The organism is Rahnella inusitata (assembly GCF_018288855.1).
Classification (GTDB): domain Bacteria; phylum Pseudomonadota; class Gammaproteobacteria; order Enterobacterales; family Enterobacteriaceae; genus Rahnella; species Rahnella inusitata.
Window position 1 is genome coordinate 280,938 of sequence record NZ_CP065025.1, and the last position, 22,081, is coordinate 303,018.

The following is a 22,081-nucleotide window of genomic DNA, read 5'->3' on the forward strand; positions in this document are numbered from 1 at the left end:
ATCGCTGAGGGGGTTTGCTTTGCACTTCCCCCTGCGAAGGGGGAGGTCGGGAGGGGTTGTAAGGGCTAACACCTTGTCAAAGCAGACTTCAACGTATTAATTTTATTCAATACCCCACCCCAGCCCTCCCCTTCGCAGGGGAGGGAGCGGATCGAGTTATTTTGACGTTAAAAGCGGGGTTTTGCGGCAATAGCTGCGGATACTGGAACATATCCGGGATGTAGGGCACCTGCTAGTTCAAAACAATCTCCCCCTGCACCTGCGCCCCTTCCCTCACAAATACCGGTATACCTTCCAGCGGAGCGGCCACCGTTATCGTCGATCCCCCCGGATAACGCTCACCGTTAAGCGCGACCCACACCTCTGCGGCGGGAAGCCATACCGTGCGCTCTCGTTGCCCTGCATAGAGCACCGGCGCAACCAGGATATCTGCGCCCAGCATGTACTGATCTTCCACCTGCCAGCTTTCAGCCTGATCCGGATATTGATAGAACATCGTGCGCATGACCGGATCGCCCTTCTCATGGGCTTCCTGCATTACGCGGCTGATGTAAGGCCGCAGTTTTTCTCGCAGGAATAACCCGTTTTTCATCAGCTCATAATTCTCTTCGCCATAGCTCCAGACTTCATTCGGAGCGCCGCTGTTGCACTGGGCGATGCCGTCGCGCCACGGTTCTGACGGCTGGATCTGCGGTTCGCGGTAGCCGTGTAAACGCATCACAGGGCAGAAGACTCCCCACTGGAACCAGCGGATCAACAGTTCCTGAAACGCCGGATCGTTGACATTACCGCCCTGGAATCCGCCGATATCCGTCGTCCACCATGGAATACCGGCCAGCCCCATGTTCAGACCGGCGGCAATCTGGTTACGCAGCGCGTGAAAGGAAGAATGGATATCGCCCGACCACGCCAGTACACCGTACCGCTGGCTGCCAGCCCAAGCGCAACGGACCAGATTGACGATCTCCGTCTCGCCTTCCTGTTGCAGCCCGTCGTAAAAGCCTTGCGCGAACTTCTGCGGATAGATGTTACCCACTTCCAGCACCGGCCCGAGATGATAGCGATAATTATCGAAATCATAAGCGCGGTATTCGGGTTCGGCTTCATCCAGCCAGAAGGTGCGAATACCCAGATCGTAATAATTTTGCTTCACCTTCTCCCAGACAAACTTACGGGCATCAGGATGCGTGGCATCGAAGAACGTACAGTTGCCGAGAAAATCAAGATTCACCGAAACGCCGCGATCGGTATTCACCAGATACCCTTTGGATTTCATCTCTTTGTAATTGTCGGTGCGGCTGTCTACCGTTGGCCAGACAGAAACCATGGTTTCGATACCGAGAGATTTCAGTTCCGCGACCATTGCTTTGGGATCCGGCCAGTCCAGCGGATCAAAACACCAGGTTCCCTGATTCGGCCAGTGGAAGAAATCAATCACTATCACCGAAATCGGCAACTCACGGCGCTTGTATTCACGTGCGACCTCCAGCACTTCCTGCTGAGTACGGTAACGCAATTTACACTGCCAGAAACCGGTGGCGTACTCCGGCATCAGCGGCGCAGTGCCGGTCGTGCGACCATACTGATGCATGATCTCGGCAGGCGTGTCACCGGCGGTGATCCAGTAATCCATCTGCTCGGTCACCTGCGCTTCCCAGCGGGTGATATTCTTGCCGAACGTGGCTTCGCCAATCGCCGGATTGTTCCACAACAAACCATACCCCAGACTGGAAAGCATAAACGGTACGCTGGCCTGTGAATTACGTTGCGCCAGTTCGAGCGTGCAGCCTTTCAAATCCAGACAGCTTTGCTGATACTGCCCCATCCCGTAGATTTTCTCATCGGGACGCGATTCGAATCGCACTGTCAGCTGATGCTTGCCGCCAGGGATGGCTTTAAACTCGCGGGCATCCATTTTCAGCGCGCTGATGTATTTGTCCTGACTCTTTTCCGTCGCGCCAATTCCCACGGTGGAGCGTTGCCGCCAATACTCTTCGAGAATCAGCTCACCGTGCTGATTGTAAAAGGCCAGCTGCCCTTTGATGTTAACAGTCGCAGTAATGTTGCCGTTGCGGATGGTCAGCGTTTCTGTCCCATGGCTGATTTCCGTTTGCGGCTGTTCGCTCAGTGGCAACAACGCCCAAAGATGATCATTTAGCGCCGGACGACAGGTGGCGCGCACGCGCAGGCTGTGGACTCCCCAGGGTTCAATCACCAGCGTTTGCTGATCGAAATGCCAAAGGATACGGTTTTTCTCGGCGATTAATTCGCTCATGCAGACTCCTGTGTATGCAAGGTGGCCTGAGGTTCAGGCACGCGTTCAGGGGTAATTTTGGATTGGTTAATCTTTTTCATCGTGGCGTCGTTGAGTTTGTACCACCGCATCGACAGCGCACTGAACATCGACAACACGCCCGGCACCAGCGAGAACAGCGCGATAATCGACAACATCGCTGCCGGGTTTTGCTGGGTTGCATGCGGAACATAACCGCTCAGGCCAAGCGTCCAGCCGACCACCGCGCCGCTGACTGCCATCCCCATTTTGAGGATCGCCAGCAGCGTGGAGAACACGGTGCCGTCCATGCGTTTGCCCTGTTTGTATTCACCGTAATCGACCACGTCGGACATCATCACCCACATTAATGTGGTCGTGACCTGATAGAAGGTCGAGACCAGCAGCGTCATGCCGACCAGCAGTGAAATCCAGGCGGGAAGGAAGAAAATGGCCATGCTTAGCGCACCGGTTAACACGGCACACAGACTGAACGCGGAGAGTTTGCTGCGGTTTCGTGTCAGCGGTTTGACCAGCATACTGCCGAGACTTTTACCGATAATATGCGCTGCCAGCAGCCACATAAAGTAGCTGGCATGCCCGAGATAATAAGTGACGTAATACATCATCGCGCCGAGGCGGACGACGCCGAAAGAGATGTTAAAGAAGATCAGTGCCGCGACGACGCGCCACTGGTCGTTACGCACTAAATCACGCAGATCCGAGAGGAAATTCTCATGCGTCGGCGGCGCGCTAATACGTTCTTTAGTATTGAGGAAACATAATAAAAACATCACCACGGCGATTGACGCCATAATTGCCATCGCGCCGAAATACCCGTCCAGCTTATTTCCTCCACCCATCATTTCCGCCAAAGGCATCATTAAGAATGTGGACATCGCCCCACCGAGTGTGGCAAGGAAAAAGCGGTAGGATTGCAGGGAAATACGCTGGGTATTATCCGGGGTAATAATTGCGCCCATCGAGCAATACGGAATATTGATGGCGGTATACATCAGCATCATCACGCAATAGGTCACGCTGGCGTACACCATTTTGCCGGTCAGCGAGAGGGATTCTGGTACAGCGTACACCAGTAAGCAACTGATCCCAAAGGGCAGCGCCAGCCAGAGAATATAAGGCCGGAATTTACCGAAGCGCGTTTGGGTTCGGTCGGCGATAAGCCCCATCGCCGGGTCCACAATAGCATCCGCGATGCGTGCGACCAGAAACATTGTCCCGACGAATACCGCCGGTAATCCCACAACATCGGTGTAATAAAAGGTTAAAAATATAATGACGTTGTCCAGGCCAATATGGCTCGCCATATCGCCAAGACCGTAACTCACTTTTTCTTTTGCGGATAATTTTCCACTCATAACTCGATCTGCCTTTTTCCGGTTAAACAAAAAAGTCAGTCCGTCCGATGGGCTGAGGATCTGTTATAGAGAGGTTAAAAGGCCGCTACAATTACGAGATATAATAATTTTCTTACGATATTTAGCTTCTGTGATACCGGTAACATCGAAAGGGAACATCTTGCAGGTTTTGCGGGAAACTCCGGAAGATGTGATGGAAAATGTATTGCCGGTAACCGTGGCAACAAAACGGCTTCATGGCCGCAGTTCAGGGCGGGATCCGGCATCGGATAAAAACGCGTTTTACCGCACCAGCCGCACAAAAAACCCTGTTTCAGCGACTCTCGCGGGTATTTCCCCCCATTAACGACTACACTGGTTGCCACTTTCCTCACAGGATGCGTTTCAAATGAAAAGACTGACACAACAAGATATGACGGAAAGCGAACAGCGGGAACTGAAAACCCAGCTGGATCGGGCTCGTAAAGCACAGGGCCGCGAGTTGACCAACTCTGAAAATAACCGCATCAAAGATGATTACATCGACAAACTGATGGAAGAAAAGGAAAAAGTGGCTGCGAAAGCCCGTGCGGAAAAACGCCGTAATAAAGCCGTTCCTAGTACTTCTGCGACCTACGACTGGACTGCACGCACCCATCCGCGCGGCCGTCGTTAAGCATTAACTGATCCTCTGCGTGCTTCACGCAGAGGCGTCAGCCTTCGTTCTGTATCTTATTTCAATAATGTAAAACCGTGCGAGCCGTCTTTTTCCAGCTGCGCCACCAGCCCATATTCCCAGTCCAGATAATCCTGCATCGCCTGCGCACTGACATCCGTTCCTTCGTACGGACGGCGATATCTGTCCTGTGGATGGTCCAGATACGCGCTATCGCCCCGCTCAAGCGGCAGTCCTGCATCAATCCAGCCAACCGTGCCTTTCTCCAGCAAATAGGTATTTTTAGCCGTTAATGACGCCACTTCCGTGACGGCGTAACGTGCCAGTAAACCACTGGTGCAGGTCACCACCCACTGCTGTTTCTCAGGCTGAGAAGCTATTATCTGTGGAATATTGCCGCGCGTTGTCCACACTGCGCCCGGAATACGCCGGTTGCGGAAATTCGCACTGGTGGTGAGATCAATGACACCGGTCTCGCCGTCGTCCAGCCAGCGTTGCAGCTGTTGTGGCGTCACGGATTCCACCGCCGGAGCCGGAGCGACCTGTGCTTTCCAGTCACCCTGTTCGGCGAAATCCTCTGCCGTCACATCAGCCACATACACTTCCCATTTCATCTGCGCCAGCCAAGACGCCGCCATGTTGGCTCGCACGCCGTCATCATCCAACAGCACAATTCGCCCACCACGCACCGTCGCGTAATGATCCGTTTCCTGAACCAACTGACCACCTGCCACGTGGCGCGCACCCGGTAAATGACCAGCCCGGAATTCCTCCGCTGTGCGTACATCAAAGAGATATAAAGTGCGAGAATCATCCTGCTGCCAGTCGTGAATTTGTGACAACGTCACTGACCGCACACCCGCACGAATAGCCAGAGCCTGCGCGCCTTTCAACGCTGCCTGACGGGATTTTTCGCTCAGTTCCGGGAAGGTTGCATCCTGCTGATGCGCCAAAGTCTGACCCGCCAGTGTCCAGCCGATTGTCCCGTTACGCAATGCCGCGACAGGTTGTTTGAAACCGGCGTTAATCAGCGACTGCGTACCGATAATACTGCGCGTACGCCCGGCACAATTGACGATCACCTGCGTATTTTTATCGGGAACCGCATCATGCACCCTTAGCGCCAGTTCCCCACCCGGCACACTGACGCCGCCGGGAATGCTCATCGCCTGATATTCATCAAAACGACGGACGTCCAGCACTGCAATATTCGCGCCCTGCTGTTGCAGCGCCAACACTTGTTCAGCGGTCAGCGACGGGGTCTGGTAATGGTGTTCCACCCATTCGCCGAAGGCTTTGCTCGGCACATTCACATCAATAAAGATCTCGCCGCCCGCCTCTTTCCAGCCAGCCAGATCGCCTGCCAGCACACCCACATTTTTATAGCCCAGCGAATGCAGCAAAGCCGCTGCCCGCGTAGTTTTACGCTCGCCGTGCTGCACATCATAGAACTCGCCGTTGTCATAAAGCGTCAGTTCTGTCTGGCGGTTGGGAATGCGATCCAGCACTTCAAGTTCGAGCTTGGACAGCGCCAGATTGGCGGCAAATAAAGGATGACCGGTAGCAAATGCGGCTTCCTCACGGACATCAATCAGCGCCAGTTCCTGTCCCTCGCGCAGGAACTGATATAGCCGGGAGAAATGACGCAGCGGTAATGCATGAGAGTCAGACATGAGTTTTCTCTTTTGACAGGTCCCAGAGGTTGGGAAGACTGGAATTGGAATAGCCAGAAATAAAGGTTTTCTCGCGCCCGTCAGGGAGATACACAGCGCGTGAGACGGCGCCGATATTGCCGCCGTAGACGTGAATACTGACGGATACCCGGTCGCTGTAGTAATTGCTGACCTGATGAATATCCTGCACGTCCGGGGCGATCTTCTCGACGTCACCGGGTTGCAGCGTGACAGGTTCGCCTTCCGCTTGCAGTGTTCCGTCACCGTGGCGAGCAAAGTTTTGACTGATTTCCGCGCCGCGCAGCATACCGATCAGCCCCCAGACGCGGTGATCGTGAACCGGCGTGGTTTGCCCAGGCCCCCAAACGAAACTGACGACTGAAAATCGCGACAGCGGATCAGCATACAATAAATACTGCTGATAATGTTCAGCATGCGGCTGTGCGAATTCCTCCGCCAGCCAGTTATCCTCGCGGATCAGCGTCGCCAGCAGTTCACTGCCCTGTGCAAGCACTTCGGTCTGGCCATGAGGTGCCTGAATCAGCCGCGTAAAATCGGCAAGAAATTGTCGCAACGGCGCATTATGAAACGCAGTCATCGCCTTCCCCTTTTAATGAACATTCCTGACAGGCTAGCACCGGTCAAACTCAACCAAAATTCATTTTATGGATAAGCTAATATGCAATTCACACATAAAAATGTGCAGTGCGTTCCAGCGTCATTCTGAAAATTGATTTATGCTGCGTGAATTGATTTCTGACTATCTGGACGGACATTGAGTGCCATGAAAATTGAAGATTTAACCGCGTTTGTCGCGGTGATCCGCCTGCAATCCACGCGTCTCGCCGCCGATGAACTGGGTCTGACGCAGCCCGCTATCACCCGCCGTGTGCAAAATTTCGAAGAGTCTCTTGGCATTCCTTTACTTAACCGGCAGACCAAACCGCTGAAACCCACCCTGATGGGTAAACGCGTTTATCAGCAATGCCGCCATATTCTGCGCGAAGTCGATGCACTCAGCGATCTGGTGGCCGCCGACAGCCCACCTTCCGGCCTGTTGCGTCTGGCGGTTCCGCAAAGCCTCAGTGAAAGCAGCCTGCTGCCTGCGCTGAAAATGCTTTCGGCACAGTTTCCTGAGATCCAGCCCCGGTTATCCAGCGGCTGGGGAGAAGAGTTATTGCTGCGTATTCAGCGCCAGGAGCTGGAGGCCGCAGTGGTGCTCTTTCCGGCCAGTAAACAGTTTCCGGCAGGTATTGAGAATCAGCCTCTCGGCGCGGTGGATTTAGTGGTAGTCGGCCCGAAAGCCCCGGCAGAACTGCCGCAACGGCTGGAGGAATGTTATCAGCATGGCTGGATCCTCAATCCCGAGGGCTGCGGTTTTCGCGCCGCGCTGCAACGGGCGCTGATCGAGCAAGGTTTGCCGCTGTTAATCAATCTTGAGGCTTTTGGAGTGACGTTACAGCTTTCGCTTATCGCTGAAGGACGGGGTCTCGGGCTGATGCCGCGCGCGCTGGTGGAACATCACGCGCTGCGCCCCGAACTGGAACTGTATGCGCTGAAGGATTTCGCCCCGCGCAGCCAGCTGTGGCTGGTCTATCCAAATGTCCCGGCGAGTCAAATCCCTGCAATTGATGCCTTTGCGGCGGCGATTGCGCACGGACTGGATTTACCGGTTCATACCGGTATCGAATATTAATTCCCTCCTGTTGTGCATTTCTGGAATTATCTGGTTCTTACCTGTTCGCTGGAGAAACACGCATTTTCTGCCATGCTTTTGAATACAAGTGTTTTGAAAACAAACAATCAAGGCAGAGGATCTCGCTATGAAAACATGGACTCTTATATTATTGGGCGCGTTTGCAATGAGCAGTCAGGTCATGGCAGATACTGGCGGTGGTTTCAAAAATGATGACACGCCACCGCCGCAGCACAAGCAAGACAGCGGCCAGCGCGGGACCAAGGATGCTCACGAAAATACCATCGAGCGCATCAAAAAAACGCAGTCGTTAAACTGGGTCACGCTGGAAGGTTTCATCATCAAAAAGAACGGTGCTGACTCTTATACCTTCCGCGATAAAACCGGCACGATTGAAACGCATATTCCTGCCACTGCCTGGGATGGGCAGGAAATTAATCCTTCGGATTTGATCAGTATCAGCGGTCAGACGGTGAAGAAAGGCAAAGAAATAGTGCTCAACGCGAAGTATGTGAGAAAACAATAATATTCACGCCATTCGCAGGGATAGCTAAAGCAAGCCTGTAGACGGCTTTAACAGGGATAAGTCACTGAGAAACGACTGAGTCTCTTTGGGTGACCGCAACCGCACAAACCGGACGTGCTGCCAGCGGGCATCCGTCAGCAACGTCTCATACTGGCGACGGTTGTTGCGATAAGTTTTCAGCGTCCACAAGATGATCGAATCTCTGCTGAAAAAGCTTTTACGAAACGTCTCGCGGTTGCCGGTTCCTGCCCAGATTTCGTCCTGCTGCCAGGCCCGCACCGCTGCCCGCCGTACAGCCTGATACAGCGTGCGCAAAAATGAGTAATCCACCCAGACAATCATATCCACGTCACGCCACTTGATGGATTGCGTCCTTTTGTAATTTCCGTCAATCACCCAGTCGTTTTTACCCGCCAGCGCCGCTTCAATTTTTGCAAAAAAAAGGTCATCCGGGGTGCCCTGCCAGTCAGCACGCCAAAACAATGCATCCAGCTGGATATAAGGAATATTCAGTTTCTGAGTAATTCCGCGCGCTACAGTGGATTTACCGCTTCCGCTGGTTCCAATGACATTGATTTTCACCGTCCCGCTCCCTATACGCTGTTTTTTTGGGCGGGCATTCTGACGCAGCAAAGGCATTTTGTACAGCGGTTAAAATGCAACCAGAATGATCATTACAAACTGAACTAAATCACTGCGTGAATGTATCGATCGTAATTCGAACAGTACAATTCGTGCTGTTTACGATTGCTAGCAACCTGTTATTCAGATATTTCTCAGGCGAACCTGTACAAATCTGTAATCTTTGTATAACTTCTTTATACCCCTGCTTTATCATTAGTCCGTCATTTACGGGCATATTCAGCCTGGTCTTTGGAGGAGAACGTGGATTTCCCCTCCTCCAAAGACAATTTTTCATGGCTGGTTTTTTTAGATTTGTGCCATAGCGTTGAGATGAAACAGGGAGGTTTATTGTGAAGCGTTGCTACACAATTCTATGTTCTCTGACTGGCAACAGACACTTCCCATGTCACCCTTTACATGCGAAGTTTAAGGAGGTCTACATGCAATTCGAAGAAGAACAAACAGTTACAGAAATTAGTGAATACTTCAATCAGCAAGAAACTCAGACCTTAAGCGAAGTGGAGATCCTTGGCAGGGTCGTTTCCAGCCTTTTGTACAGCCGCTACCCGGTGACCAACAAAGCCATTATTGAAGGGCTAATCCGTCAGCTTGAGCAAGACAGCAATGTCAGTAATCAGCAGGGTTGTCGCAATCTGCTGGAATTAGTGCTGTTATCCACGCAAGACGACGTGATTTAAAATAGAAACGGCCTGTTAAGCACATTGCTAACAGGCCGGAAACAAACATTATAACAATGCGTTAAGCTTTAAGCGTGGCAGCTATCACTTCTTTCGCCGGCGTTGTCGGGCGACCAATTAGCTTGCTCAATGTATGAGAATCATCAAACAGTGCCCCCTTCGCAGCGGCTGCATCAGAATCTGCCAGCATCTCCGCCAGCCAGTCCGGTAATCCCGCACCTTTTAACGCGTTGGCGAAATCTGCCTGAGTCATGTTGATGTAATCTACTTTTTTGCCTGACTGCTGCGCAATTTCCGCCGTGAATTCCGCCAGCGAATAAGACTCATCACCCGCCAGTTCGTACACTTTACCTGCCTGATTATCCAGACTCAGTACCGCCGCAGCTGCTTCGGCATAGTCCTGACGTGCCGCAGAGGAAATACGCCCTTCGCCCACCGCACCGATAAACGCATTGTGCGCCAGCGCCGAAGCGATGCTCGCCGCATAATTTTCGGTGTACCAGCCGTTACGCAGTAACACAAACGGGACACCTGATTCGCTTAAGGCTTTTTCGGTTGCGCGATGTTCTACTCCCAGGCCCAGCGGAGTTTTATCAGCATGTAGCACGCTGGTGTAAGCCAGGAGTTTCACGCCTGCGCGTTTCGCCGCTGCGATCACCGCGCCATGTTGCGCTTCGCGCTGGCCCACTTCACTGGAGGAAATCAGCAACACTTTTTCTACGCCTTTAAAAGCGCTGTCGAGCGTTGCGGGCTGGCTGTAATCCGCCTGACGCAATTCAACACCTAAATCCGCTAAATCTTTCGCTTTTTCAGGGCTGCGAACGGCAGCAATAATCTGATTCGCCGGGATTTTCTTCAACAATGCAGCGATAACAAGGCGGCCAAGCTGGCCGGTGGCACCGGTAATTGCGATCATGTTTTTTCTCCAAAAGTTTAAGACACAAGATTTATGTTCTGAAAGGCGCTAAAAGCGTCGCCGTTGAAACATCCTATGCGATATACTTACCTTTCGTAAGTACGTACCAAAAGGTAAGTATGAAAATAATTTCGTCCGATAAATCCACTGAGAAATTACCGCTCACCGAACAAATCCGTCGCGGAGAAGTACTGGATCCTAACTGCCCGTCACGCGAGATTTTGCGCCATATCACCAGCCGATGGGGTTTGCTGGTGCTGATAGCCCTGAGCGAAGAAACGCTGCGGTTCAGCGAACTGCGCCGCAAAGTGGGTGGCATTAGTGAGAAAATGCTGGCACAGACGTTACAGTCATTTGAAGAAGATGGGTTTGTCGATCGTCGTTCATTTCCGGTGGTACCGCCACATGTTGAGTATCGCCTGACACCACTTGGCATTGAGGTGAAAGATCAAATCTCCGGGCTCGCCAACTGGCTTGAATCCAATCTTCACCGCGTGATGAAACAGCGGAGTCTGCGGGTGGTGGGAGAGGAATGATTCACAAAGGCCCGAATATTCCTTCAGGCCTTTGTCATTTTTCGTACTGATAACTCAGAGATCCTTAAAGGTTCCCAGCCGGAATCCGCGTTCCGCAATCGCCTCTTTAAGCGTCGGAGAGGTCAGTACATCAAGCTCGGCGAGGCGGGGATAACAGTATTTACTCGCCAGAATCGTATTATCAATAAACGAGGGATGGGTCATGATTTCCAGTGATGAATCGCCACGTTTCAGCGCGCTATCCAGCGTTTCCAGAAAGAGTGTTTCCGAAATCGCATCGCCATAAAATCCGCTTTCAAAACCTTGCGTACTTTTTGCACCGTTTAGCGCGATCTCACCTTTGCGGAGATCCTCGCGGTCAATGCGCACAGGAATGCCCTGCTCCTTTGCAAAGGCTTCCACAATCGGGAAGATTTTCGGGATCATATGCACGTGGTGGTGGCTATCAATGTGCGTCGGCTTGCGGCCAAAAATTTCGGTAAAGCGTACAAACTGGCACTTCAGTTCCTGCGCAATTTCATCAAGTGGCAACGCCCCCTGCTCCGCCACTTCCCAGATCCACTTGCCCAGCTCGCCGTTTCGCGCCAGATTTGGCATTGGCGATAAAGGTTTTCCGAGCGTTAGTACAAAGTGCATTCCTACCGCAAGAGCCGGGTTCTCAGTGCTCAGTGCGGCGGCATGTTCAACACCGCCAGCATTCATCATTGCCGTGGTAGAAGTGACAACACCGTTTCTGAATGCTTCGATAATGCCGTAGTTTTGCGCTTTGCAAAGCCCGAAATCATCGGCGTTGACTATCAGTAATTTATCCATTTTTCCCCCTTGGCATTGCCTTCCCTTTCGGGAAGGCAGACGGGTTATTTCAGTGCTGCGATAGCTTCCGCGAAGTTGGGCAGATGTTTTTCATGCGCCAGCAGCAGTTCACGCGCCAGAATTTCGGCATCTTTGTCGGAATGGATCAGTGGGCTGAGGTTAAGCGCCAGCAACACGTCGTTGAATTTGCCGCTGAGCGCCGCTTCGCTGGCTGCGATTTCAAAGCCTTTGATGGTATGGATTAGCCCAAGGACTTTATCATCAAAGTGGGTCAGCCGCGGATGAGGCGTCGCGCCGTTGCGCCCGATGGTGCAGGTCATTTCGATAGCCCATTCCGCCGGAATATTGTCAATATGCCCGTTGTGCGGGAAATTAACGTACTGCTCAGTTTGTTTATCGTTGTAAATCGCGCTGATCACTTCGCACGCGGCGTCGGAGTAATACGCGCCGCCGCGCAGTTCCAGTTCTTTCGGTTTTACGCTCAGTTCCGGGTCTTTATAGAGATCAAACAGCTGCTTCTCAACCTTTTGCACCACGGTTGCGCGCGCGCCGCCTTTGTAGAATTCACCCATTTCAATCGCCAGCATTTCTTTCTGTTTGAAGTAATACAGCAGATACGAGCACGGCAGCAGGTTCAGAGAGCGGATCAGCCCTTCGCTGAACGGTAAATCAAAGATATTTTTGACCGAACCGGCGGTAAGCCTGCCAGACGCCACGCCGTCGAGCAATTCAGCAAAGCGCGATTCGCCGTTAACGATCACATCTTTGATAAACACCATGTGATTAAGACCGAACAGGTCGATGGATAAATCGTCCTGCGGCGCGAGTTTAAGTACGTCCTGAATGAACATTTTCATGCCAACAGGGATGTTACATACGCCGATGAATTTTTTGAATTTTGTATGACGGAAGACCGCTTCCGTGACCATGCCCGCCGGATTGGTGAAGTTAATCACCCAGGCATTCGGGCAGATTTCTTCGACGTCTTTGATGATATCGAAAATGACCGGAATAGTGCGCAGCCCTTTGAATAAGCCGCCTGCGCCGTTAGTCTCCTGCCCCAGATAGCCGTGGCTCAGCGGGATCCGTTCATCCAGTTCGCGTGCTTTTAATTGACCTACGCGCAGCTGCGTAGTGACGAAATCGGCATCCGCTAAGGCTTCGCGGCGGTTCAGTGTTTTATGTATTTCAATAGGAACGCCCGCGCGTTTTACCATGCGCACGCAGAGGTCAAAAATAATGTCCTGCTTCTCTTTTCCGCCTTCGACATCCACCAGCCATAATTCGGAAATTGGCAATTCATCATAACGCTTAATAAAGCCTTCCAGTAATTCCGGGGTATAGCTGCTCCCGCCACCAATAGTGACGACTTTCAGTTTTTTGCTCATAGGAACTCCCGTGCAATCTATTGCACTGCAAATGAAAACAGAAATTTATTTAAGGTTAAGAGTTAATTAATACTGCATAATTTCTTTCGATAATGATTCGGTGTGAATGAGGTTAGCTTTTTAAAGTTCTTGATAAACATACTCGGGCTGCTATATCCGGAATCAAATGCAATATCCGAGACCGAGTAGTTGGTTATTTCAAGCTGCTTTTTCGCAAAATCAATCCGGATTTCATTGATAATCTGCATGGGCGTCATGCCGTAATGTCGCTGCGTGGCGCGGGTGAGATATTCCTGCGACTTACCGGACAATTCCACCATGTTCGATAATGCTTTTTCACCGAACTGCGCTTTATCATGCATTTTTTCAATGGCCGTCTTCAGCCAGACTGGCGCATCCGTTGTAGCTTCAGATTCCCGGTGGTGACGTAACCGGTTGACGATATAAAACGTCACCATTTCCAGAAACTCATTGAACTCCCCATTGCGGAAATTCAGAGAAGCTATCACCGACTCAATATAGGTCAGAAACTCAGTCTTAATTTTATACACTTGTGATGCGACAAAATGTGAAGGTAATAAAGATAAATAGTGCTGTTCAAAAAACGCTTTGCTGATCCCGACGTTTAATATCCGCGTCGCGCCAAATTCATAAAAGCTTTGATGATTGGAACCCAGCGGAATAAAAACGAAATCGCCGCGTTCTAAAAGCACCCTTTTCCCGTTCACATTCTGATAATACCGGCCAGTCAGTACGACTGTAAATTCGTAGTAGTCATGCTCATGCAGTCCGGAAATGCTTTCTACTTTGTTGTAGATAAACATATGGAAATTCTGACCGTCGAAAAGTTGATTCTCGCGTGCTGTCTTGATTTCCATACTCAGTACCGGTGGCTGCATTATCGCTTCCTACGTTATTTTATTTTCTCGTGAAGCTCAATGAGTTCCGTGATTAACTCTCGCGCCAGCATGGATGTCATCAGGTGATCCTGCGCGTGAACCAGAATCAGGCTGACTTTCATTTTGCCTTCGCCCATGTCGTCTTCAATCAGTTTGGTTTGCACCAGATGCGCTTCATTGAGCGAGAGACGCGACTGATCCATTAACGCTTTGGCCTGCTCAAAATCGCCTTCTTTGGCTTTTTTCAATGCGCCATAAGCCAGACTGCGAGCCTGTCCGGAGTTAATTATTAACCCCATCACCACTTCTTCGAGTTCCTGCATGTCGTCTTGCGTATCAGTGATGCTGTCTAAATCAATCATCTTTATCTCTCCATGATTGCGGAAAAAACGCAGGGCCGGAGGCCCGCCCTGCACCGGTTCAGATTAGAATTTCAGTGCTGCGGCGATATCCTCTTCGCTCTCTTCTTCCTCAATAATCGCCTGCGCCTTGTTAGACAATATGACGAAAGGCATATACACCAACGTGGCGATCCCGAGGTTGAACAACGCAACTAACAATGCAGCGATGCTGCCGTTACTGTTAAAGAAGGCACCGAGACCGGTTGGCATCGTCCAGGGCGCGAGGTTGGTCACCGGCGGAATAATCCCCATGGAATAAGCCGCCAGCGTGATAGCCGCCAGAATCGGCTGCACCAGAACGAACGGAATAAACATCACCGGGTTCATGATAATCGGCAGACCAAACAGAATCGGTTCGTTAATTTGGAAGATGCCAGAAGGCAGCGCCAGTTTCGCCACCTGGCGATGATCCGCGCGGCGTGACGCGATGAAGATCGCGATAATCAGACCCAGCGTCGCACCGGAACCGCCCAGCAGGATGTAGGAATCAAGCATAGGTTTGGCCCAGAAGTGGAAGGTTTTACCCGCTTCAATCGCCGCACTCACTGACCCGTATTCGGTGTAGAGAGCAATGTTTTCCAGTGCCCAGGGGGTCATGATGCCGTTGTCCAGCGCAGTCAGCGCCAGTGAACCGTGCACACCAAAGAACCACAGCAGGGAATTGAATATGACGTAAGCCCAGCCCACGACGCTGCCCATCGAAGCCAGAGGCTTAGAGATGGAGTCCATAATAATCTGGTGGAAGTTATGACCGTATAATCCCAGCAGCCAGGAAATTACCCCGAAAATAAACAGGATAATAAAGCCCGGAATTAATGCGGAGAATGAACGTGCGACAGATTCGGGGACGCTTGCCGGTAAAGTAATCACCCAGTTTCTGCGAATAATAAAAGCGAACATTTCAGCGACGACGATACCGATAAGCATACCGGATATGATATTCGCACCGCCTAACCAGTTCGCGCCTACCGCGTAAGCTTCACCGACGCTATAAGGTGTAACAGTCATAAAGGCAGCGACCGCCAGCAGACCTGCTGACAACGAGTCTACTTTGCGTTCCTCCGCCATGGCCATGCCGATAAAGAACGGCGCCATCAGTGACATTATGCCTAATGTCCCGTTGTAGACATTCACACCGATCGTTTTTAAACCGTTCAGTGTTTGAATCGTAGAGGCATCTAAACGCACACCTAAAGAATAAAAGAAAGAACCGTCGCCAAAATTAAGGAAGACGTTATTAATTAAAACGAACATGGCCCCGGCAAGGGTCAGTGGCATTAATTTGATGAAACCATTTTTAATGGCATTTATATGGGGTTGCTTACCAATTTTGACGGCAAAAGGAAGTAATATCTTTTCCAGGGAATCAATAGCTTTACTCATTCGATTTTTCCTTTAATGCCGCCATCCGGCGGCCAGGGTATGAAATTCGCTCTTTGACTGGATTTCTCTTTGACTTAAATAAACGCTAATACAAAAATTTAAAACAAAATAAAGCAAGGTCGTACATTATGCAGTTGCAGCTTTCTTGATAGACGCGACGGCAGCTTTCAGCACGCCCAGCCCATCAATTTTTCCGTACATGACTGAATCAATCACTTCGACAGGTTTACCCGGTAATACTTTTTGAATTTCTGGCAGCATATAAGCAATTTGCGGACCGAGCAGCACCAGATCAGCCGCACCGCCTTTTTCCCCCGCCAGCGTTTCCGGGAATGCTTCAATAATGACCGGCACTTCGTATTTCTCAGCCACGACTTTCATTTTCGAAACCAGCAATGAGGTAGACATTCCTGCGGAACAAAACAAATAGATGACTTTCTTATCCATAACGAAACCCTCATATCCTAAGTGATTGCAGGTCCGATAAGAGATCCTGCTTCGCCGACAATAGCGGGTACAAAAATGATGTAGATAGAATGCTGATTGTCTCTGCTTGAAGGGAGTATACGGCATGACTTCAGAGGGGGATAATTTTACGAACCAGAAAATCGTCTCTCCTTGACCATCGCTTATGACTCCCTTCACATTTTGGGCAAATAATTCGCGATGGGAAATAAGATAGCGCCCTGCAAAAGGGGCAGGGCCTGGGGGATGGACTGACGTTATGATGCTGAAAGATTGAGTTTAACTGTCACGCCGCCGCCGTCTCATGCAAATGCCGCCACAACAGGTTCCCCTGTGCGTCCACCTCAAACACAACTGTTGAATATCGTAACGTTGCCGCCTGCCCCGGTAATTGCTGGCGCTCCTGATAGGTCACCACGCCATGCTGTGCGCTTTCCGCAATTAAAACCGGCTGCCCGACGTCAATGTGTAAACCGGCTTTGGCTCCACGCTGTGCGGCGAAAAATCCACACAGTTTCGGATAATCAAGCAGGTGGCCAGTCAGTGTCACCATGGAATACGCCGGGCTAAAACGTGCCAGTAATTCGTCACAAACGCTTTGCGGCGCTGCGGCATCAGTGAACCAGCGCTGGATCAGCTCGTGGGCGTCGAACACTTCTTTGATATAACGATTCATCTTTTTTCCTTCAGATTGAATGCCTGGACAATTTCACGACCCGGCAATTTCAGGCATAACATCACCGGCAACAACACGCTGGCAGCGGCGATAATAAAGCTCAGCCGGTAAGCGTGCTGCGGGAGATAAACCTGCAAAACGTTGAGCATGACGCTGACGACTGTCACGCCGAGACAAAAACTGAGCTGGCGGTTGATATTCCACAGCGCGCTGGCATCCGCCAGCGCATTCTGCCGAACCTGCAGGAATGCACAACTTTGCGCAGTACTGCTGCACAAACTGCTGCCAAATCCCATTAGCGAGAAAGCGGTAACGGCCAGCCACGGCTGCGGTGTCACGCTGAGCACCGCCAGAAAACCTATACCCATGCCCTGAATCAGACATCCGGGAATGAATAATGCACGCGGCCCCGCGCGGTTAAACATCTTGCCGGTCACGCTGATGGCGACAAACGAGGCCAGCGACCACGGCACCATCAGTCCGCCCGCCTGCGCGGCAGAAAAATGCAGTTCCTGTTGCAGGTAAAGCATGGCAATCAGACTGATACCGGTAAAAATGCCGGGAATACACTGATAGATAAGCATAGCGGTTCGCAACAGCGGATCCTTTATCAGCGTTAACTCCAGCAGAGGTCGCGACTGTTGTAATGATTTGCGCACAAAAATCGTCATCAGGATCAGCCCGCAAAGCAATAAAAAGACGCCCATCGCAACATCTCCGGTTTCACCGAGCAGCGTCAGTCCGGGTAATATCAGTGCCAGCGCCGCTCCGGCCAGCAGAAAACCTGACAGTTCAAAACGTCCGGCGGGTTCCTTAACCTCTTCATCACGTAACCAGAAAAGGGCCAGAACCCACGTCAGCATCGCCAGTGGCAGGCTGGCAACGAACACCCAGCGCCAGCTGAAACTGTCGACAATCATACCGCCGAACGCCGGTGATAATGCAGGAGCCAGCAGACCGACCAGCATGATCATCGCCGAAAGTCTGGCGCGCTCATGGCTGCGAAAGAGTGCATAAGTGAGCGTCTGTCCGACCGGAATCAGTAATCCGCCGCCCAGCCCCTGCACAATTCGCCACACGATAAGTGACATCAGGCTTCCAGCGGCGCAAGCCCCCAGTGAGGCGAGCATAAAGATGACCACAGAAACGATGAATATTCTGCGTGCGCCGAACCTCGCGGTAAGCCAGCGGCTGAGCGGGATAACCAGCGTTAGCCCGAGAATGTACCCGGTGCTGACCCACGCCAGCGCACTCACCGGCGCCTGAAAATGCCGCGCGATACCGGGATACGCCACGTTGGCGATAAACATATTGATCAAATCGACAAAGAAACCGAGCAGATACACCACGGCAACGCGCGTCCGATAATTCATACTTATAAATTCCACTTTCACCAGTCAGGCCGGGAATGTAGCGGATAATTTTTGCAGGATATACGCCCGGCACAGCGTTACACTGTCAAAATAATTTTGACAATCAGGTTCCCGACTATGCTCAATTTGCAACGACTGGAGATTTTTGTCGCCGTCGCTACTGCAGGAAGTTTCACCGGCGCGGCTGCGTCACTGGGGCTCACTAAAGCGGTGGTGAGTTTCAATGTGAAATTGCTGGAAAGTGAAACTGGCGTTGCGCTGCTGACCCGCAGCACGCGGCGAGTGGCGCTGACCGATGCCGGTGAGCGCTTCTTTAAGCGCTGTCAGTTGTTGTTGCAGGAAGCCGAAGCCGTACTCGACGACGTGCGGCGCGATCACGGCGGCCTGAGCGGTCAGTTACGCATCACCAGTACGCCAGAGTATGGCGCGCGGGTGGTCGTACCGGCGCTGTCGGCTTTTGCCGCATTGCATCCGCAACTGCGGGTCCAGCATGTTGCCTCTTCTCATCATGATGATCTGATCAGCGGACGTTTTGATCTGGCTGTCCGCCTGGGACATCTGGAGGATTCCAGCCATCACGCCGCCCCGCTCGGCCAGTTCGGCATTTTGCCGGTCGCCTCACCCGCCTTTCTCCGGCAAGCAGGCACGATCACCACGCCCAAAAGACTGGCGCAGTTGAAATGGATTGCCCACAGTCGCCTGCCCCTGCCGATGAGCTGGAAGATAACCGACAATCAGGGCGTTACACTCCCCTTTCGGGTCGATACGCCACCGGTCATTGCCGCTGACAGCGCCTCCGCGTTGCTCGCTTTTGCGCTGCATGATGCCGGTGTCGCGCTGCTGCCCGACTGGCTGGTACAGCCGGAAATCGACGCCGGTCGCTTGTGCCATTTGCTGCCCGATCACCATTTTCCGCCCCAGGGCATTTTTGCGCTCTATCCCAACACCCGCCACGTGCCGGAAAAGGTGCGACGCTTTATTGATTTTTTGCGTGAGAGGATGGCGGACTCAACCACTCAGGCTAAGATTTAACTCAGGTAACAGGAGGAAAACGTTCATTATGATCATTGAAACATCGCGGCTATTGCTTCGTCCGGTTGCGGACACTGACGTACATTCACTCTTTGCTATCTACGGCGATCCGCAGACCAATGAGTTTAATCCGCGTGGCCCCTATCCGAATCTGGAATTCGCACGGGACAAGCTCAACGGCTGGTTGCTGGAATGGCCAACTTATGGCCACGGGCATTGGGCGGTCGCGTTGCACAGTCATCCGGAAGAGATCATTGGGTTTGGCGGGCTGGGTGTCCGCGAAGGTTACGATAATCACCGGGTATTTCTCGGCTACCGGCTGGCAAAAGCAGTCTGGGGAAAGGGACTTGCGACTGAGTTTGCCAGCGCGGCGCTTAATGCAGGCTTTGAACGGTTAGGACTGGCGCAGATTTCCGCCACCGTGCGCGAAAATCATCTGGCCTCACAGCGCGTTCTGGAGAAAATCGGGATGCAGAAGATCGGTTTTCAGGGCGATCCGGTTCACGGCGTCGGCAGTTATCTTTACCGGCAAACGGACAGAAGAGCTTACCGGTAAAGCGGATTTATGCGCATGAAACCAGCGCGTCAATATCCCCGGAAACGATCAGCGACAGATTGCGGGAAATCTTCTCCACGGGCCAGTTCCACCACGCGATATCTTCCAGCTTAGCAATGGTTTCAGCATCAAAGCGGTAGCGGATCACTTTAGCCGGATTGCCGCCGACGATGGCATAAGCGGGAACATCGCCGGTCACAACCGACCGCGAAGAGATAATGGCACCGTGGCCGATTTTCACGCCGGGCATAAACAACGCTTCATACCCGATCCACACGTCGTTTCCGATTTCGGTATCACCTTTGTACGGAAGCTCTTCTGCAGCAGGCATGGCGTTCTCCCAGCCTTGACCGAAGATATAAAACGGATAGGTCGATATACCTGATATCTTGTGGTTCGCGCCGTTCATGATGAACTTCACACCGCGTGCCAGCGCACAGAATTTGCCGATAATTAACTTGTCGCCGATAAAAGGGAAGTGATACAGAACGTTGCGCTCGAAGTTTTCTGAATCCTCAGGGTCATCATAATAGGTGTAATCCCCAATGATGATGTTCGGATTATCGACAGTATTCTTGATAAAGCACACCTGCGGAAAACCTGCCATCGGATGCTTATTTTTCGGATCAGGACCAAACATGGTATCTCCCTCTTGGCTATCAACAGATTCATCATTTCCTTCTGATTTCATCATGTAACATACAAGCCTGGTTCTCAACACTGCCCGTCGCGTTCTTTGCGTTACCACTAAGAGTTTGAATTACCACTAAGAGTAATAGCGCCCCCCGCAATTAGGAGGATAATCACTCGCATTCGATTCAACTTATGAGGAAAACAGGGAATGACTCAGCAGCCCGCACCAGAAGATTACTATGCCGACAAATACGGCCTGTCCCGCACCCATTCAGAAATCATCAACGCAGCCAATTACGTTCAGCCCGGAAAGGCGCTGGATCTTGGATGCGGCAGCGGCCGAAATTCGCTGTATCTGAACCTTAAAGGGTTTGATGTGACGGGCTGGGACAACAATCCGCTCAGCGTCGCCAAAGTGCAGGAGATTATTGCGGCAGAGTCTCTGCACAATATTGACATCAGCGAGCAGGATCTCAACGCGCACCGTTTCAGTGGCGACTATGATTTCATCTTTTCTACCGTGGTGATGATGTTTCTCGAGCGAGACAGCATCCCCCACATCCTCGAAGACATGCACGCGGCAACGAAAACCGGCGGTTACAATCTGATCGTCGCGGCGATGGATAGCCCGGATTATCCTTGTCCGCTGCCCTTTCCGTTCACCTTCAAACCGGAAGAACTGCGTGACTACTATCGCGGATGGGAAATCGTGAAATACAATGAAGATGTCGGCGAACTGCATAAACGCGATGAAAACGGTGACCGTTACAAACTGAGATTTGCGACGCTTTTAGCCAGGAAGATCTAACGTTATCAGGGCTGACGACATCGCCGCCAGCCCTGCGAATTGCATTCGCACATGCCCTTCCGCGTCCTCCGGCCCACTCGGTCTTTCATTCATGCTAAATTTACTCTGCCGTCAGTGTCATCATTCTTGCCAGAATGTTAGCGGAGTGTGATAATACAGCGCGTTATTTCAGGCAAAAACCAAATAAAATCAGTTTATTAGTATTTTGGTGACCATGTTCATCCCTCGCCCAAAGGGCGTCAGAGCATCGTTTAATATTTTATTCTTCAATGCCGGCAGCGGCAGCATTCAGAGAGTCGTATGAACTGGGACATCATGAAGTGGTTAATTGGTATTTATCTGGGGTGTTTTTTAGGCCTGCTTAAAATGGCGTATTCAGATCCTAAATTTTACCTTGAATATATTGATAGAAAATTCAGCTATGTTTGTTATACCTGCCTGATCGGCTTTAGCGCATTCTGGTGCGGCATTTATGTTGCCAGAGGTTACGTCATTGACAACATTGATTTAATTTCCGAACAACTCACATTAATTGATAAAGAATATAATTATCTCACCTCGTATCTGCTCACCATTATAATTGGTGCAGGGATATCTTTTGCTGCCAGCATTCTCTTTATCGATATTGCACGCAAGAAAATTGCCACGTCAGCGACGGCATAAAACATCGCATTCTAAG

The 22,081-nt window shown here is 51.5% G+C and carries 24 protein-coding genes; 9 read left to right on the top strand and 15 right to left on the bottom strand.

Going from position 1 to position 22,081, the window contains the following annotated elements; genetic code table 11:
* Window positions 1-232: 232 nt before the first annotated feature.
* Both I2123_RS23100 and I2123_RS23105 read right to left on the bottom strand, forming a co-directional pair.
* Window positions 233-2,275 (bottom strand): glycoside hydrolase family 31 protein, encoded by a 2,043-nt coding sequence (locus I2123_RS23100; RefSeq protein ID WP_213052902.1) that lies wholly within the window; start codon window positions 2,273-2,275, stop codon window positions 233-235.
* The gene (locus tag I2123_RS23105; RefSeq protein WP_213052903.1) at window positions 2,272-3,651 is read right to left on the bottom strand and encodes a glycoside-pentoside-hexuronide (GPH):cation symporter; all 1,380 of its coding nucleotides are present in this window, start codon (window positions 3,649-3,651) and stop codon (window positions 2,272-2,274) included. The genes I2123_RS23100 and I2123_RS23105 overlap by 4 nt, the downstream gene beginning before the upstream one ends.
* A gap of 388 nt (window positions 3,652-4,039) precedes the next feature.
* Here I2123_RS23105 and I2123_RS23110 point away from each other — a divergent pair, with 388 nt between their 5' ends.
* Window positions 4,040-4,306 carry a YjbD family protein gene (locus I2123_RS23110; RefSeq protein ID WP_112164008.1) on the top strand — a complete coding sequence of 89 codons (267 nt, stop codon included), beginning with the start codon at window positions 4,040-4,042 and terminating at the stop codon, window positions 4,304-4,306.
* Window positions 4,307-4,362: 56 nt separating this feature from the next.
* On the opposite strand, the gene I2123_RS23115 is transcribed toward I2123_RS23110, so the two are convergent.
* Window positions 4,363-5,979: a rhodanese-like domain-containing protein gene (locus I2123_RS23115; RefSeq protein ID WP_213052904.1), complete on the bottom strand. Its 1,617-nt coding sequence runs from the start codon at window positions 5,977-5,979 to the stop codon at window positions 4,363-4,365.
* Window positions 5,972-6,577 carry a cysteine dioxygenase family protein gene (locus tag I2123_RS23120; protein WP_213052905.1) on the bottom strand — a complete coding sequence of 202 codons (606 nt, stop codon included), beginning with the start codon at window positions 6,575-6,577 and terminating at the stop codon, window positions 5,972-5,974. The genes I2123_RS23115 and I2123_RS23120 overlap by 8 nt, the downstream gene beginning before the upstream one ends.
* A gap of 186 nt (window positions 6,578-6,763) precedes the next feature.
* Between I2123_RS23120 and I2123_RS23125 the strand changes: the two genes are divergently transcribed.
* Together I2123_RS23125 and I2123_RS23130 are read left to right on the top strand one after the other, a co-directional pair.
* A complete protein-coding gene (locus I2123_RS23125) occupies window positions 6,764-7,675 on the top strand; it encodes a LysR family transcriptional regulator (protein WP_112164005.1) in 912 nt (303 codons plus the stop codon).
* Window positions 7,676-7,802: 127 nt separating this feature from the next.
* A complete protein-coding gene (locus tag I2123_RS23130) occupies window positions 7,803-8,201 on the top strand; it encodes a NirD/YgiW/YdeI family stress tolerance protein (protein WP_112164004.1) in 399 nt (132 codons plus the stop codon).
* A 24-nt stretch (window positions 8,202-8,225) separates the two neighbouring features.
* On the opposite strand, the gene I2123_RS23135 is transcribed toward I2123_RS23130, so the two are convergent.
* On the bottom strand, window positions 8,226-8,783 hold the full coding sequence (locus tag I2123_RS23135; protein ID WP_213052906.1) for a P-loop NTPase family protein: 558 nt from the start codon (window positions 8,781-8,783) through the stop codon (window positions 8,226-8,228).
* A 482-nt stretch (window positions 8,784-9,265) separates the two neighbouring features.
* Here I2123_RS23135 and I2123_RS23140 point away from each other — a divergent pair, with 482 nt between their 5' ends.
* Entirely contained in the window at window positions 9,266-9,523 is a 258-nt protein-coding gene (locus I2123_RS23140) for a biofilm development regulator YmgB/AriR family protein (RefSeq protein WP_112164003.1), read from the top strand.
* Between the two features lie 61 nt (window positions 9,524-9,584).
* Here the strand turns inward: I2123_RS23140 and I2123_RS23145 are convergent, their stop codons facing one another.
* Window positions 9,585-10,439: an SDR family oxidoreductase gene (locus tag I2123_RS23145; protein WP_213052907.1), complete on the bottom strand. Its 855-nt coding sequence runs from the start codon at window positions 10,437-10,439 to the stop codon at window positions 9,585-9,587.
* A gap of 119 nt (window positions 10,440-10,558) precedes the next feature.
* Here I2123_RS23145 and I2123_RS23150 point away from each other — a divergent pair, with 119 nt between their 5' ends.
* Complete coding sequence (locus tag I2123_RS23150; protein ID WP_213052908.1) at window positions 10,559-10,975, top strand: winged helix-turn-helix transcriptional regulator; 417 nt, start codon at window positions 10,559-10,561, stop codon at window positions 10,973-10,975.
* A gap of 54 nt (window positions 10,976-11,029) precedes the next feature.
* On the opposite strand, the gene chbG is transcribed toward I2123_RS23150, so the two are convergent.
* From chbG to I2123_RS23190, 8 genes are all read right to left on the bottom strand, one after another.
* Window positions 11,030-11,788, bottom strand: coding sequence for a chitin disaccharide deacetylase (gene chbG / locus I2123_RS23155; protein ID WP_213052909.1), 759 nt, complete (start codon window positions 11,786-11,788; stop codon window positions 11,030-11,032).
* A 44-nt stretch (window positions 11,789-11,832) separates the two neighbouring features.
* The gene (locus tag I2123_RS23160; protein ID WP_213052910.1) at window positions 11,833-13,176 is read right to left on the bottom strand and encodes a 6-phospho-beta-glucosidase; all 1,344 of its coding nucleotides are present in this window, start codon (window positions 13,174-13,176) and stop codon (window positions 11,833-11,835) included.
* 62 nt (window positions 13,177-13,238) lie between these two features.
* Window positions 13,239-14,075, bottom strand: coding sequence for a transcriptional regulator ChbR (gene chbR, locus I2123_RS23165; RefSeq protein WP_213052911.1), 837 nt, complete (start codon window positions 14,073-14,075; stop codon window positions 13,239-13,241).
* Between the two features lie 14 nt (window positions 14,076-14,089).
* Window positions 14,090-14,437 (bottom strand): PTS N,N'-diacetylchitobiose transporter subunit IIA, encoded by a 348-nt coding sequence (gene chbA, locus I2123_RS23170; RefSeq protein ID WP_112163997.1) that lies wholly within the window; start codon window positions 14,435-14,437, stop codon window positions 14,090-14,092.
* Between the two features lie 63 nt (window positions 14,438-14,500).
* A complete protein-coding gene (gene chbC / locus I2123_RS23175; protein WP_112163996.1) occupies window positions 14,501-15,859 on the bottom strand; it encodes a PTS N,N'-diacetylchitobiose transporter subunit IIC in 1,359 nt (452 codons plus the stop codon).
* Between the two features lie 126 nt (window positions 15,860-15,985).
* Window positions 15,986-16,306 (bottom strand): PTS sugar transporter subunit IIB, encoded by a 321-nt coding sequence (locus I2123_RS23180; protein WP_112163995.1) that lies wholly within the window; start codon window positions 16,304-16,306, stop codon window positions 15,986-15,988.
* 304 nt (window positions 16,307-16,610) lie between these two features.
* On the bottom strand, window positions 16,611-17,000 hold the full coding sequence (locus I2123_RS23185; RefSeq protein WP_112163994.1) for a DUF4440 domain-containing protein: 390 nt from the start codon (window positions 16,998-17,000) through the stop codon (window positions 16,611-16,613).
* Window positions 16,997-18,373 (bottom strand): MFS transporter, encoded by a 1,377-nt coding sequence (locus I2123_RS23190; protein ID WP_213052912.1) that lies wholly within the window; start codon window positions 18,371-18,373, stop codon window positions 16,997-16,999. The genes I2123_RS23185 and I2123_RS23190 overlap by 4 nt, the downstream gene beginning before the upstream one ends.
* 117 nt (window positions 18,374-18,490) lie before the next feature.
* Here I2123_RS23190 and I2123_RS23195 point away from each other — a divergent pair, with 117 nt between their 5' ends.
* A complete protein-coding gene (locus I2123_RS23195; RefSeq protein ID WP_213052913.1) occupies window positions 18,491-19,405 on the top strand; it encodes a LysR family transcriptional regulator in 915 nt (304 codons plus the stop codon).
* Window positions 19,406-19,433: 28 nt separating this feature from the next.
* Window positions 19,434-19,961, top strand: coding sequence for a GNAT family N-acetyltransferase (locus I2123_RS23200; protein ID WP_213052914.1), 528 nt, complete (start codon window positions 19,434-19,436; stop codon window positions 19,959-19,961).
* 7 nt (window positions 19,962-19,968) lie between these two features.
* On the opposite strand, the gene I2123_RS23205 is transcribed toward I2123_RS23200, so the two are convergent.
* Window positions 19,969-20,601, bottom strand: a complete 633-nt coding sequence (locus I2123_RS23205; RefSeq protein WP_213052915.1) for a Vat family streptogramin A O-acetyltransferase — start codon at window positions 20,599-20,601, stop codon at window positions 19,969-19,971.
* A gap of 201 nt (window positions 20,602-20,802) precedes the next feature.
* Here I2123_RS23205 and tehB point away from each other — a divergent pair, with 201 nt between their 5' ends.
* Both tehB and I2123_RS23215 read left to right on the top strand, forming a co-directional pair.
* The gene (tehB, locus tag I2123_RS23210) at window positions 20,803-21,402 is read left to right on the top strand and encodes a tellurite resistance methyltransferase TehB (RefSeq protein ID WP_213052916.1); all 600 of its coding nucleotides are present in this window, start codon (window positions 20,803-20,805) and stop codon (window positions 21,400-21,402) included.
* A 300-nt stretch (window positions 21,403-21,702) separates the two neighbouring features.
* Entirely contained in the window at window positions 21,703-22,065 is a 363-nt protein-coding gene (locus tag I2123_RS23215; protein WP_112163988.1) for a hypothetical protein, read from the top strand.
* Window positions 22,066-22,081: the final 16 nt, after the last annotated feature.